The organism is Pantoea sp. X-Soil-OKNW-556, from assembly GCF_059730695.1.
Genome location: NZ_AP035991.1, coordinates 190,388 through 204,718 on the forward strand (window position 1 = coordinate 190,388; position 14,331 = coordinate 204,718).

The window sequence follows — 14,331 nt, forward strand, 5'->3', positions numbered from 1 at the left end:
TGGCAGGATAAAAAAGATTTGTTTAAGGATGACAGTCAGCGAGATATTTCAATGGTTGTCTGGGTGATACGTCAGTACGCGTTTATGGAGTATTTTTATGGAAAAATTAATTGACGTAAATAAAGCCATTTCGAGTGAGCTTGGGAGGTGCGGGGATTACAACCCTCATTTGTTAGCCTGTCCTGAAGAACTGGTGCAGCAAAAAGTGATGAAGCGGTTGAGAAATATTTACAGTGAAGTCATCGGTCGTCAGAAATTATCTTTAGGTTATCCACTTAATCAAAACTTCGACTATTCGGCACTGGCACCATTTATCGATGTTCACCTGAATAATCTCGGTGACCCTTACGAAGCCAACTCGACCTTATTGAATACACGCGAGCTGGAACAAGAGGTGCTGGAATACTTTTGCAAGCTCTGGCATGCGCTTCCGCGCTCGCCTTTGACTCAGGATTCCTTTTGGGGCTATGTGTTATCCATGGGGGCCACGGAGGGGAACATGTACGCATTATGGAGTGCGCGTGAATATTTCAGCTCACGGGCGAGAGCCAGGGGAATATGCCAGAATACGATGCGTGAACCTGTACTTTATTATTCTCAGGAAGCGCATTATTCACTAGAAAAATGTGCAAATGTTTTGGATATTACCGCTTTTCAGGAAGCGGGTAATAAATACTTTCCGGGGCAGTGTCCTGTCACCCCAGATGGTCAATGGCCTAATGGCGTACCGGTGGACCAGCATGGTGCGGTGGATGTGGGAGCATTGTCGGCGTTGGTCGATTTCTTCGTCTCCAGAGGGCATCCACCGATTATTGTTTTGAATGTGGGTACGACATTTCTGGGTGGATTCGATGACGCCGTGCGGGTATGGCAGCAGGTGTCAGGCATTCTGGAACGGCATGGTTGTGATCATTCGGACTGCTGGATTCATATTGATGGGGCATTGGGGGCCGCGTATCTGCCTTACCTGGAGTTAGCCAGTGAACAGCGGCTAACGTCAGAGAGAGGGTCGCTTTTTGATTTTCGCCTGCCGTTTGTGAATTCGATCGTGATGAGTACCCATAAATGGTTTGGTGCACCCTTTGCTTCAGGCGTTTACATGAGCAAGGAAAAGTATCGCATGCTTCCGGCGACATTGCCTGAATATGTCGATACACCGGATACCACGCTGGGGGGGACGCGCAATGGTTTGGCCGCATTAATTCTCTGGTACGCCATAAATACGGTGACACCCACGATGCAGGCTGCTATTGCAGCACGCTGCGAGAAACTTGCCGCTTATGCTTATCAACAGATGCAATCGATAAAAGCGATTCATCCTTCATTTTGTGTTGAGCGTGGACCGCAATCGCTGGTGGTGATTTTTAGCCGTCCGAGAGAAGAGATCTTCAATCTATTCCAACTCAGTGGCAGAGGAAAGTTAGCACATATCGTTATTATGCCGCATGTGACACGAGCAGCAATTGATAGTCTTATTACTGAGTTAAAGAATAAGCAAGCACTGGTCTGAATATAAAATATAATGGAATGATTATTAAATTATTAGGGGAATGAACAATGAAATGTAGACATGCGAAAACTTCCGAACTGGAAAAAGTCTGTGAGTTATTGGCTTCAGAATTTTATCACGATCCAGTACTCAAATTCGCCTTTACTGATGAGAATATGTCAAGACGTCTGGGTACAATGAAAAAATTTTTCCGTATTTATGTGGATCTTGCTCAACAAAATGGCGGCGTTCTTCTGGCTGAGGACGACGTTGGCGTCCTGGTATATTTTCATCCGCAGTTGATGGAAATGACTAAAGAAGAAAATGAACGAATCGATAGTTTGCTTAAGCAGGAGTGTGGGGTTGATTACACTACAGCCTCAGCCTTTATGAGCGGGCTTGACCAGTATCATCCTCGAACACCACCGCATTTTTATATTTTCCTTGTCGCAGTTTCACGCGCTAACAGAGGGGGAAGAATTGTAAAAGCATTGTTCAGCAAGCTGAATGTTATTCTGGATAAGGCAAAGCTGCCGTGCTACGCCGAATGTACAGCTTTTAGTACACGTACTTTAGTCAGGCGTTTTGGTTATCGTGATGCGGGCAAACCTTTGCAAATTGAAGGTTTTCCTGAACTTTTCCCAATCTGGCGTGAACCTAATTCAATAGGTTGAGTTTAAAGTCAATTAGAGGTGCTTTCCTCGAAGTATCTGCTCCACTGCTGGCATCGGTTTGATGCAGGCTACTAAAAAACGAACCAGCCTTTTAGTGGGCTGGCTCACATCATGCCGTCTTTTGTGATTTATGTTTGTGCTATATCATTGGATACGATACTATTCTCAACTGCAACATTTGTTGTAGTGTAATGAGTTCAGGGGAATAAGTGAATGAATAGTAAGTTTTTCTCAGATCCTCAAAAAAATAAAATCGTAAAGAAACATCTGGAAAAACAGCTAAAAAAATATGGTGATATGAATTATGCATTTGCAGTAATGAATAAGCGTAATTCAGATGACATGATTATCATTTCCGATTTGCCAGATTACTTTTCACAGGTTTATCTGGAGAGCAAGTATCAGAATATAGATCCTGTTATAATAAATGCATTAAACCGTATCTCTCCAATTATTTGGGATGATAGTTTAATGATTAATTCTCGATGGGTTATCGAAAGAATATTTGAATCGGTCACGCCTTATAATATCGTGAGTGGCCATACGTTTATCTTGCATGATCAAAAAAACAATTTGGTTACATTATCATTGTATGTGAATAAGTACTTAGAAGCAGAAATGTATGATAATATAACAAAAAATAAAAATGATATTCAGGGACTTTTAATCGATACCCATGAAATGCTACTTCATCTCTATCGTGAAGAAAATGAGACGCCTACTGCTGAGGGGAATGCACTCTCAGCCCGCGAAAACGAAATTCTCTACTGGAGCAGTACTGGGAAAACCTACCCTGAAATCGCACGTATGTTGGATATTACGGTAAGTACGGTCAAGTTTCACATGGGTAAAGTTGTGAAAAAGCTCGGTGTGAATAACGCTAAACATGCCATCAGTCTCGCCATTGAACTCAACATCATTTCGCACCCGTCTGGCAAATAACTATCCACTTCAGAACAACCACCCTGTCAATATCCAACAGGGTGGTGGCATTCATCAAAACGACATCGTCACCCCTGCATAATAAGCCCGACCTGGCTCGTTATAGGTGGATGCGCCATCATTCTCACGATAAACCCGCTTATCAAACAGGTTGTTAATACCCGCGTTGGCACGCAGATTTTTGGTGATAGCGTAATTTACGTTCAGACCAAAGATAGAGTAGGGGCTGATTTCACGATTAGAAATGGCACCGGACTCGTTACGAATCTCAGCGTACTGGCGCGGTTTCTGACGACCGTACTGTGTCCAGTTGATATTGGCGTCCAGTTTGTCCGTGACCTGCCAGTCCAACTGCGAGTTGATGGTGAATTCCGGGATCACCGACAATGGGTTACCGGTCTTCTTACTTTCCGAACGGAACATATAGGTAGCGTTGGTACGCCACTCCAGCGTATCGTCGATCACCGGAATTGTCAGGTTGCCTTCCAGACCTTCAACAATGGCTTTGCCACCGTTTTCCCAGCGCAACACATTGTATCCGTTTGAGGTGTAGCCCACTGCCTCGTCACCCGCGACGATTTTATTTTTATAATCATTGCGGAACCAGGTAATACCGGCGGTGTAACCGTCATTATGGAACTCGATCCCGACTTCTTTATTGACGCTGATTTCAGGATCGAGATTTTCATTACCTAATAAATAGCAGCTTCCGGTAGAGATCCCCACCGGGCAGCCGTTGCCACGGGTCGAGAGCAAATAACCCTCCGTTGATTGATACAGATTCGGTGCTTTAAAGGCGCGAGCGATACCCGCTTTCAGGGTGAAATAATCACCCAGCCCCTGAGAAATATTCAGGCTCGGGCTCCAGTTAGCACCAAATTTATTGTGATAATCGAAACGCAGGCCGGGAATCACCTCAGTACTGTCGGTGGCGGCGATGTTATCTTCAAAATAAAGCGAACTAATGGTGGCGCTGTTTTTACTGCTGCGTGAGGCTGGGTCACCCGAAACGCCATCAATAATCACACCTGATGCATCGGTCGCGGTCATGGAAGCGGGGTCATTCAATTCATCACGATTCCATTCGGCACCCAATGTCATGGTTTGATCAACCAGCAATTCAACCGGGAAGTTAATCTCACCCCCCGCGCGATAACTTTCGAGACGGCTGGTTGCGTAGTCATTGCTGTTGATCATCCCTTCAACGCGACCGGTCGAACCTTCCTGCAAGCGGGTGTTGTTGGTCTTCTCATAATTAAAATTGAGCTTAGACGTACCCCAATCCCAGATGCCGTTGTAAGTTACACCATAACTCTGACGATACATGCGGTTGGTTTCATCACCATAAAGTGACTCGACCAAACCATTCGGACTGATATTGCCGTTGCTGTATTGCGTATCACCCGCATAAATATTGCCCTGGCGGCTATAGCCATAGCTGAAATCAACAATTTGTAGCGGGGTGATTTTCCAGGAAAACACCGTGTTGATGTCTTTATTACGCACACCTTCTCGGCCTGCCGCGTAGGAACCGTTTTCCGCGGTATTGATGTTGTAAGCGTCGGCATCCGTTTTATTGATGTTGCCATACAAACGCATGGTCAGCGCATCTCCGGCTAACGGTCCGCTCAGGCTGAAGTTGGCGCGCTTAGTCGCACCTTCTTTATCATCTTCCGGCTGATTGGTGAACAATGACAATGAGCCGTGCCAGTCGTTAGTCGGGCGTTTGGTAATGATATTCACCACGCCACCCGCCGCTCCTGAGCCGTAGCGTGATGCTGCCGGACCACGGATGACTTCAATGCGCTCAACCATTTCAGCGGGCACCCAGTTGGTATCACCGCGTGTATCTCGCTCGCCGCGCCAGCTATACCGTACTGAGTTACGCGAGGTGACAGGGACACCATCAATCATAATTAAGGTGTTCTCTGGTCCCATGCCACGAATATCGATCTGACGGTTATTGCCCCGGCTGCCACTGGCGCTGTTACCGGTGAGATTCACGCCGGGCATCTTACGAATAATGTCGGACAAATCGTTAACCGGCGGACTTTTCTGGATGTCTTCCGCCGTGATGGTTGAAACACCCGGCTGTTGCTTCAATTCCTCTTCCGCCGTGACGATCATTGATTCATCGTCAGCCAGTTTTTCGGTTGGCTCCTCATTGGCAGCATAAGCTGACGTACTCAGCAGGCTGGCCAAAAACAGCGCGACAGGTCGCTTTTGGCTACATCTGGTTACATTCACTTAAGATTTCTCCCTGATATGTTAACGTTTGTAAGCAAATGCGCATGATAATGAGAATAATTCTCATTGTATATATTGAGTAAGGAATCTCCCTGATTTCTCCTTAATTGCTTAACATTCGTTCGATTCGCATCAGGGGAGGGGTATTTAATTACAACATACTGAAGGATGGGAAAATTCCCGGCGTTGCTGATAAATATCGCGCTGTTCTGAGTCAATTGTGCTGCGGAGAAATTTTATCAGGCACTCACGGTTATTGGGTGATGGATGTTTGTCCTCACGCGTTTTGCAATCGCTTAGAAAACATGGTTATGTCTAAGAATAAAAAGAGAGGTGAGTGCTGCATTTGTAGCCCATTGATTCTCTGCCAAAATCCCTGTAATTCCGCTGCTGACCACAACTTCGTGTCTCCTCCGACTCACTGAAAAAGTCTATTGCCAGATTTCGGCAATAGATATCTGTTTTTCGCATTTGTGATCCCTGCATATATTCACAGAAAATGACCACGGGACATTACGAGGATGAATAAACCCGTAAGGCACAAAATAAATGTGGCTTATGAGGTGAACAATACATCGCTACCTCCAATGCCTTTTCCCGCTGGGGAAACATTTTAAATATCAGGAGAAAGGTTCCAGTGAAATTCGCAAAAGGAATGACCCTTTTCGCACTTGCTCTGAGTGCGCACACCACGTTTGCCGCTGAACAATCTGTTCCCACCGACAGCTCAGTCCATGTTAAAGCCGATCCGGCGCTGAAAAGCCTGTTACCTGCGGATATCGTGAAACGTGGCTACATTGTTGCCGGAACCAACCCCAACACGCCACCGACCACCTTCTATAAAGAAGACAACAAAACTCTGGCCGGTCGTGAAATCGACATTATGAATGCGGTAGGTGAGCGCCTCGGTATCCCGGTGCACTGGCAAGATACCGGTGGCTTCGACAACATCATTCCTGGCCTGAAAACCGGTCGTTATGATGTCGCGCTCTCCAACATCAACGCGACTAAAGCGCGTACTAAACAGGTAGATTTCGTCAGCTACTACAATGCCAGCCTGCTTGGCATCATCTCGCAGAAAGACGCCAATATCGCCCCTTTCAAATCCTTTGATGCCGTGTGCGGCAAAGAAGTGGGGGCGGGTTCTGGCACCACTCAGGTAACCCGTCTGGAAGAAGCCAGCAAAGCTTGTGAAGCCGCGGGCAAACCGCCAATCAAAGTTTCGGTCTTCCCGGACCGCCCGGCTGGTGTTCAGGCGGTGGTGAGTGGACGCGTGCCGATGTTCCTCGGTCCGTACGAAGGTCTGCTGTGGCAGGTTAAAGTCATCAAACCTTTGACCATGAGTGGTGAGATCAGCGTAACCGACTACCCGGTTTCCGTTGCCTTCCCGAAAGAGTCTGAACTGGAACCGGCTGTCCAGGCGGCCCTGAACTCATTAATCAAAGATGGTAGCTACAAGAAAATCCTCGACAACTGGGGGATTGGATTTGGTGCTGTGACCGAAGCTAAACGTAATGACGAGATCTTTAAATGAGTGATTTTCAGGACCACACCGACGATCTGAAAATCGTCGGCAAACGCTACTACGGACGCTGGCTGAGTGCGCTGGTGGTACTGTTGTGCGTCGTGGCGATGGCGCACTCCATGATCAACAACCCGCGTTTTGAATGGGGGGTGATTGCGGAGAACTTCACCGGCCCCTCCATTTTGCAGGGCGTCTTGATGACGCTGCAACTTACAGTGATATCCGTGGTGCTGGGTTTTGCCTTCGGTACGGTATTGGCGTTGATGCGTTTGTCATCCAATCCGGTACTGGTCGCGGTGAGCTGGGCCTATACCTGGTTCTTCCGTGGTGTGCCCATGCTGGTGCAGCTGTTTCTCTGGTACAACATTGCGGCGCTCTATCCCAAAATTTCGCTGTGGATTCCGGGACTGGGTGAGATCTGGAGCGCTCAGTCCAACTCGCTGGTTAGCCCGTTCAGTGCGGCAGTGATCGCGCTGGTAATGCATCAATCCGCTTATGCGGCAGAAATTGTTCGCGCGGGCATCCAGAGCGTAGGTAATGGTCAGCTGGAAGCGGCCCGTGCGTTGGGTTATCGTCCGGCGCAGATCTTCCGCCATACCGTCCTGCCGCAGGCGATGCGCGCCATTATGCCGCCAGCGGGTAACGAAATTATTGGTCAGTTAAAAACCACGGCGGTGGTTTCAGTTATTTCGCTACAGGATGTGTTGTTTTCCGCGCAGATTATTTATCAGCGCACCTATGAAGTGATCCCGCTGCTGCTGGTCGCAACGTTATGGTATCTGCTGATGACCTCGGTCCTGTCGATAGGACAATATTATGTCGAGCGCTATTTTGGTCGCGGCGTGACACGTCGTGAGAAACGCAGCCTGTGGCAGTCGCTGCCACGTTTTTCTGCCACCAAGACCGAAAGGAGCGTGAGCAATGGCTGAGGCAATCGCGCTGCGTAAGGTGACCAAACGTTTCTCCGGTGTCACCATCCTGGATGAAGTTAACCTCGATATTCCGGCGGGTTCGGTGACGGTGATCCTGGGTCCCTCCGGTTCCGGGAAATCGACGCTGTTGCGTTGTATCAACCATCTGGAAAAGCTGGATGGCGGTACCATCCGTATCGGCGGCGAAATGGTGGGATACAAGCAGAAAGGTCAGGCACTGCACGAGTTGAGCAGTAGCGCGATTGCGCGTCAGCGTGCGGAAATTGGCATGGTATTTCAGCAGTTTAACCTGTTTCCACATCGTACCGTGTTGCAGAACATCATCGATGCCCCGATGCGCATCAAAAAGCAGAGTCGCCAGCAGGCTACCAGCAAAGCGCTGGCGTTGCTGAAACAGGTGGGCTTGTCGGGCCGTGAAGATGAATGGCCGCAGAATCTATCTGGTGGTCAGCAGCAACGCGTGGCGATTGCCCGTGCGTTAGCGATGGACCCTGGTGTGATGTTGTTTGATGAACCGACATCCGCACTCGACCCCGAACTGGTGGGTGAGGTGTTGCAGGTGATCAAACAGTTGGCGCATTCCGGCATCACTATGGTGATCGTCACGCACGAAATTGGCTTTGCCCGTGAAGTGGCCGACAACATTGTGTTTATGGAAGGTGGCAAAATTGTCGCCGCTGGTCCGACCCAGCAGGTACTCGACGACCCGGAAAACGGGCGCGTGAGAAACTTTATTGCAACGGTGCTTTAAGCACCGTTTTTCTTTTTTAGCCAGGAACAATGATGACGCAGAAACCAGTCATGCACAGCGCACACTGGGGAGCTTTCCATGCTCAACAGCAGGGCGATCAACTCACCATTGAGCCATTCCACCGCGATCCCGATCCCAGCCCGTTGTTACAAAATTTCCGTCACGCCCTCAGCCATCCGGCGCGCGTGGCGCGTCCGATGGTACGTCGTGGCTGGCTGGAAAATGGCCCCGGACCGGATCAACGCCGTGGTAACGATGAGTATGTTGCCGTCAGTTGGGAAGAAGCCTATACCCTGGTGGCAAACGAATTAAAACGTGTTGGCGAAAACTATGGCCCGGAAGGCATTTTTGGTGGTTCTTACGGATGGTCGAGCGCGGGGCGTTTCCACCATGCGCAAAGCCAGGTACATCGTTTTCTCAATACCACCCTGGGTGGCTATGTACGCTCGGTTAACAGCTACAGCTCCGGCTCGGCGTCCGTGCTGTTGCCACATATCGTGGGCGATATGAACGAGATTGCCCGCCGCGGCGTAAGCTGGGAAGAGATTGCCCAACACAGCGACGTGGTGCTGGCGTTTGGCGGTCTGGCGCTGAAAAATTCACAGGTGGCCAGTGGTGGCCTGAGCGAACACACCGAACGTGGCTTTATGCAGCAGGCGGCACAACGCGGCACGCGCTTTATCTCCGTCAGCCCATTAAAAAGTGATTTACCGGATGAAGCTCAGGGTGAGTGGCTGGCGCTACATCCTGGTACTGACGCGGCGTTTATCCTTGGCGTGCTTTCGGTACTGATTGCGGAAGGCTTGACCGATGAAGCCTTCCTCGCCCGCTACACTGTCGGCTGGCCGCAGATGGTGGCGTATATTCGCGGCGAAGAGGATGGCACGGTACGAGATACGCATTGGGCGGCGGCGATTTGCGGTGTTGATGCGGCGTTTATCGCCCAATTTGCCCGTCAGTTACAGGGTAAACGTGTGTTGGTAACGGTGGCGCACGCCTTGCAACGTGCCGAACATGGCGAACAGCCGGTGTGGTTGGGTTTGGTGCTGGCGGCGGCATTGGGGCAACCCGGCTTGCCCGGCGGCGGATACACCTACGCCCTCGGCGCACTCGGTCACTATGGTAAGCATCATAACCTGGTCAGCTTCCCGGCGTTGCCGCAGGGTAAAAATGGTATCGACCGCCTGATCCCGGTGGCGCGCATCGCCGATATGCTGCTCAACCCCGGCACGCAGTTTGATTACAATGGCCGTCGCCTGACCTATCCCCATATCCGCCTCGCTTACTGGGCGGGCGGCAATCCGTTCCACCACCATCAGGATCTGGCGCGCTTACGCCAGGCGTTTTGTCAGCTGGATACGTTGATTGTCCATGAAATTGCCTGGACGGCCAGCGCCAGACACGCCGACATTGTGTTGCCCGCCACCATGACGCTGGAGCGCGAAGATATAGGTGGAGCACCAACCGATCGCCATCTCTTCGCCATGCAACCCGTGGCGCAACCTTATGCTGAGGCGAAAGATGATTACGCGATTTTCAGTGAACTGGCACGCAGGCTGGGCCGGGAAGAGGCGTTTACCGAAGGACGCGATACGCGCGGTTGGTTGCAACATCATTACCAGCAGTTGCAGGAAAAGCTTGCGGCGCATCAGGTCACGGTCCCAACCTTTGAGCAGTTCTGGCAACAGGGCGTTGTGGAGTTGCCGCAATTGAAGGACGGCGGGCGCATGATCAACGCATTCCGCGCCGACCCGGATGCGGCACCGCTGCCGACGCCGAGCGGAAAAATTGAAATCTACTCGGCCACCATCGCCAGTTTTGATTATGAAAACTGCCCCGGACACCCGGTATGGCGCGAACCACAGCAACAACCGAACGATGAACATCCGTTCTGGCTGATTGCCAATCAACCCGCCACGCGTCTGCATAGCCAGTTGGATTTTGGTGATTACAGTCTGAGTGGGAAACGTGATGGCCGGGAAGTATGCAGCCTGAATCCGCAGGATGCGTTGCGGTTAGCCATCAATGATGGCGACATTATCGAGTTATACAACCAGCGGGGACATGTGCTGGCCAGCGCGCGCGTCACCGATACCATCATGCCGGGCGTGGTCCAACTACCGACGGGAGCCTGGTACGATCCGGTTGATCCCACCGCTGAGCGGCCGTTGTGTCGTCATGGGAATCCCAACGTGCTGACGCTGGATATTGGCACCTCGTCATTAACTCAGGGCTGTAGCGGGCAAATTACCGTGGTGCAGGTCAGGAAGTATGCCGGGGAACTCACGCCGGTACAGGCATTTATTCCGCCGTATTGCTAACCCATCCGTAACGGCGCGCGATAAATCGCGTCGGATATTTTGATCACGTAGCGGCGCGATTTATCGCGCTGTTACTTGATGACAGGCATCTATCCCCGCAACACGTCTGCCAACGCCTGCAAATCTGCTGACGTCTTTAACTCACTGCTTTGCCACAACAAAGCCTGGCGTTCTGCCGTTTCCTGCCTCAGCGCCAGACGCAGTTTGCCCGCCACATCTACCGCATCGGCCAGCGATTCCTGCCGGGTACGACGCTGACGCAGTTGCGTGCCATTTTTCAGTGACAATGTCACTTCATGAAAGCGCAGCGCCGGGTTAATTGCATCCGGTGGGGCGGATTCATCTGGCGTACGCCGTACTTTTGCCGCCAGCGGCATCACGTTATGGTTGAGGTCGCCTTCGGCAAAATCCTCCAGACGCAGGTCGTCATACATCAACATTGCGGCGATAACATATTCGAGGCTGAAGCGTGCCTCGATGCCGTTGGCTGGCACTTGTATCGACGCCGCAATATCGCCACCCGGCGGGAACGCGACGCTAATATCGACGATGTTATCCAGCAATGCCTCCAGCGGTTGCCCGCTTGCCAGCCACTCCTGCCTTAATAAGCGCGCAGCCTCGGCGGCACTGTGAGTCCCGGCACAGGTCGGGAAAGGTTTGAACTCCAGCCCCGGGGTGATGATACGCCAGGGAGTGCCCCAGTTTTCTGACAGCTTTTCCGGCTGTGCCTGACCGTTGCTGCTGGCCGCGAGGAAAGCCTCAAGCACGCCATCCTGTTTGCCATCGATTCCGGCCAGCGTCAGCTGCGCCGCTGCAACAGCCCGTTCCGCCGCAAATCCGGCGTGCAACGGTTTAATGGCAGAACCAAATTGCGCCCGTAACCCGCTCGCCTGGGTGGCGGCAATGCCCAACAGGGTCGCGGTTGCGGCGACATCCAGCCGCAGAAAACGGGCCAGCGCGGCAGCCGCAGCGAGGGTGCCAAGCGTGGCGGTGTTGTGATATCCCAGCGCGTAATGTTGCTGACTGGCCGCCAGACCGAGCCGTCCGGCTACTTCCACGCCGATGGCGTAAGCATCGAGGAACTGCTCAGGCGTGGCTTGTGGCTGGTGCTGATGCCAGGCAAACAACGCCGGCAGGATCACCACGCTGGGATGGCCACGAAAATCAGCATGGAAATCATCGTAATCCAGCGCATGGCTGGCATAGCCCAGTAACAACGCCTGGGAACGGATGCTGCCATCGCCGTAAACGGTGCGCAGCGCCGGTAAGCCGCTGTCCGGTACCTGGCCGCGTAGCACCGGCCAGCTCACCGCGAGGAAATCACGTATGCCTTCGCGCGCTTTGGTCTGCGCCAGGTAATCGGGTTGGCTGTGAACAATACGTTCTGCCAACGCGCGTGTGAGGGTCATGGCTGTGGCTCCAGGCTGAGCAATGCGGCCACGGCCAGATTTGCCAGGTAACGCGACGTCGGCAGCAACACCTGATCGTTGATGCGAAATGCCGGATGATGCAGCGCATAAGGCTCACCGGTGCCAATCATCATAAAGGCGCCGGGTAATTGCTGTTGATAGAAGGCAAAGTCTTCGCCAATCGGGCTGGCTTCCACTACGCGGGCTTCAAAACCGCTGGCGCTGGCCTGCTGTAACGCAAAATCGGCCCAGTACGCATCGTTGACCACCGACGGCGGCCCCGCATGCCAGTTAAATTTCACCACTACGCCAAAGGCGGCACCGATTCCCTGCACGATTTCGCGAAAACGCTGCTCCAGCCGTTCACGGGTGGTTTGCGAAAACGAACGCACCGTGCCTTCCAGCCAGGCGCTGTCGGGAATCACATTCCAGGTGCTGCCACTGTGAACCTGGGTAATCGACACCACGGCATTATCAGCCGACGGGGCGTTACGGCTGATCAGCGTTTGCGCCGCCGCGATAATCTGCCCGGCGACGATGATCGGATCGTTACCTTCATGCGGTTTGGCAGCATGGCTGCCGGTGCCGGTAATGGTGATATCAAAACGGTCCACGGCGGCGGTAAGAGGTCCGGCTTTGCTGCCAATGAGGCCGGGCGGCAATGAAGGATCGTTATGGATGCCGAAAATGGCCACAGCATCCTGCAATGCGCCAGTGGCAATCACGTCCGGGGCACCCTGGCCCGTCTCTTCCGCCGCCTGGAACAAGATACGCACGCGGCCGGGAAGGGTGGCTTCCTGCTTTTTAAGCAAAATTGCTGCGCCCAGCGCGGCTGAGCTATGGAAATCATGACCGCAGGCATGCATGACGCCCGGTCGTTCGGAACGAAAACTGACGTCAGATTGTTCTTCAATCGGCAGGGCATCGATATCGGATCGCAGCACTATCAACGGCCCCTGTTGCGGGCCGACTTCAGCCACCAGGCCGGTTTTCAGCGGCAAATCGAGAATGCGAATCTGATGGTGTTCCAGTTGCTGGCGCAGACGCGCGGTGGTTTCGAATTCCTGGTTAGACAGTTCTGGAAAACGGTGCAATTCCTGGCGGAAAGCGACGAGATAGTCACCCAGCGCGGATTCATCAATGGTACTCATGCCTTGTTCCCTTGTTGTGCTGCCTGGCGCGTCAGCCAGGCATCATGTGCGCTTTCATCCAGCACTTTCTTCATATAGAGCGTGATATGACCTTTACCCAGGTCGGTGGTATGCATCGGCTGGAAGCCACGCTTCAGGTACATTTCCTTTAACCACGGATGGCTGATGGCGGTCCCCAACGATACCGCTGGGGCGCGCAACTGACCGATGATGATCTCCTGCTCCAGCCAGTCCTGAATCTTGCGACCATATTGCTGACCGGGATAGTTGGGATGCGCGCCAAACCAGCCAATATGCGGCAAGCCAAACGGACCGGGTAGCGGTCCCCACGGATAGCGGATGGTAATGGAAGAAACCATTTCGCCATCGGCATATAACCCATACACCCCGTGGCTTTGCAGATGACGCAGCGTTTTTTCAAGATCGGCGCTGGCGGCATCGAATTTTATTCCCAGTGCTTTGGTGGACGCGTAAGCGGCATGCATCAGCGCCTGGTAAGTTTCAACTTCGTCTTCTCTGACCTGGCGAAAATCGAGTTGCATAGTATTCCCCGGAAAAACCGCCCTGTTGGCGTTTAAGGCGGCGCGATTTATCGCGCTGGTCTGCGATTCGCGCGATAAATCACGCCGCTACGAATTTATGGCAACGCGCATGATAATTAAGGCACGCGTGAAGGGTAATGAGATTAACAGCAAAGGCTATGCGCGCTATATCTAAAAAATAACTAAGCTAATGCATATTTGTGAAAATGAAATCACCGCTTTTTTATTGCTTAAATCCTTATTTACCGTAGTATGCAGAAAGCATACAGCGCTATAACAAATTCGCATTAACTCTCTGTAACAACTCAATTTTATCCGTTATAGCCTTTCTTTTTATCAGGGTAACGC

The 14,331-nt window shown here is 51.8% G+C and carries 11 protein-coding genes; 7 read left to right on the plus strand and 4 right to left on the minus strand.

The features are described from left to right. Window positions 1-97: 97 nt before the first annotated feature. From AC6I8T_RS21555 to AC6I8T_RS21565, 3 genes are all read left to right on the plus strand, one after another. Entirely contained in the window at window positions 98-1,510 is a 1,413-nt protein-coding gene (locus tag AC6I8T_RS21555) for a pyridoxal-dependent decarboxylase (protein ID WP_208725822.1), read from the plus strand. 47 nt (window positions 1,511-1,557) lie between these two features. Next, window positions 1,558-2,163 (plus strand): GNAT family N-acetyltransferase, encoded by a 606-nt coding sequence (locus tag AC6I8T_RS21560; RefSeq protein WP_497834373.1) that lies wholly within the window; start codon window positions 1,558-1,560, stop codon window positions 2,161-2,163. Window positions 2,164-2,376: 213 nt separating this feature from the next. Beyond that, on the plus strand, window positions 2,377-3,105 hold the full coding sequence (locus tag AC6I8T_RS21565; protein WP_208725819.1) for a helix-turn-helix transcriptional regulator: 729 nt from the start codon (window positions 2,377-2,379) through the stop codon (window positions 3,103-3,105). Between the two features lie 54 nt (window positions 3,106-3,159). Here the strand turns inward: AC6I8T_RS21565 and AC6I8T_RS21570 are convergent, their stop codons facing one another. Continuing rightward, the gene (locus AC6I8T_RS21570; RefSeq protein WP_497834374.1) at window positions 3,160-5,352 is read right to left on the minus strand and encodes a TonB-dependent siderophore receptor; all 2,193 of its coding nucleotides are present in this window, start codon (window positions 5,350-5,352) and stop codon (window positions 3,160-3,162) included. A gap of 637 nt (window positions 5,353-5,989) precedes the next feature. Between AC6I8T_RS21570 and AC6I8T_RS21575 the strand changes: the two genes are divergently transcribed. Genes AC6I8T_RS21575 through AC6I8T_RS21590 form a run of 4 tightly spaced genes read left to right on the plus strand, consistent with a single transcriptional unit; the run spans window position 5,990 to window position 10,881 of the window. After that, entirely contained in the window at window positions 5,990-6,886 is an 897-nt protein-coding gene (locus AC6I8T_RS21575; protein ID WP_244634059.1) for an ABC transporter substrate-binding protein, read from the plus strand. After that, the gene (locus tag AC6I8T_RS21580; protein WP_208725817.1) at window positions 6,883-7,806 is read left to right on the plus strand and encodes an amino acid ABC transporter permease; all 924 of its coding nucleotides are present in this window, start codon (window positions 6,883-6,885) and stop codon (window positions 7,804-7,806) included. The genes AC6I8T_RS21575 and AC6I8T_RS21580 overlap by 4 nt, the downstream gene beginning before the upstream one ends. Continuing rightward, window positions 7,799-8,560 carry an amino acid ABC transporter ATP-binding protein gene (locus tag AC6I8T_RS21585; RefSeq protein WP_208725816.1) on the plus strand — a complete coding sequence of 254 codons (762 nt, stop codon included), beginning with the start codon at window positions 7,799-7,801 and terminating at the stop codon, window positions 8,558-8,560. Before AC6I8T_RS21580 ends, AC6I8T_RS21585 begins: the two co-directional genes overlap by 8 nt. Window positions 8,561-8,592: 32 nt before the next feature. Beyond that, window positions 8,593-10,881: a molybdopterin-dependent oxidoreductase gene (locus tag AC6I8T_RS21590; RefSeq protein WP_497834375.1), complete on the plus strand. Its 2,289-nt coding sequence runs from the start codon at window positions 8,593-8,595 to the stop codon at window positions 10,879-10,881. A gap of 89 nt (window positions 10,882-10,970) precedes the next feature. Here AC6I8T_RS21590 and AC6I8T_RS21595 read toward each other — a convergent pair whose 3' ends face one another. The 3 genes from AC6I8T_RS21595 to AC6I8T_RS21605 are packed head-to-tail and all read right to left on the minus strand — an operon-like array spanning window position 10,971 to window position 13,983. After that, window positions 10,971-12,290, minus strand: coding sequence for an MmgE/PrpD family protein (locus tag AC6I8T_RS21595; protein WP_497834376.1), 1,320 nt, complete (start codon window positions 12,288-12,290; stop codon window positions 10,971-10,973). Next, window positions 12,287-13,441, minus strand: a complete 1,155-nt coding sequence (locus AC6I8T_RS21600; protein ID WP_497834377.1) for an amidohydrolase — start codon at window positions 13,439-13,441, stop codon at window positions 12,287-12,289. Before AC6I8T_RS21600 ends, AC6I8T_RS21595 begins: the two co-directional genes overlap by 4 nt. Beyond that, window positions 13,438-13,983 (minus strand): GNAT family N-acetyltransferase, encoded by a 546-nt coding sequence (locus AC6I8T_RS21605; protein ID WP_497834378.1) that lies wholly within the window; start codon window positions 13,981-13,983, stop codon window positions 13,438-13,440. The genes AC6I8T_RS21600 and AC6I8T_RS21605 overlap by 4 nt, the downstream gene beginning before the upstream one ends. Window positions 13,984-14,331 lie beyond the last annotated feature (348 nt).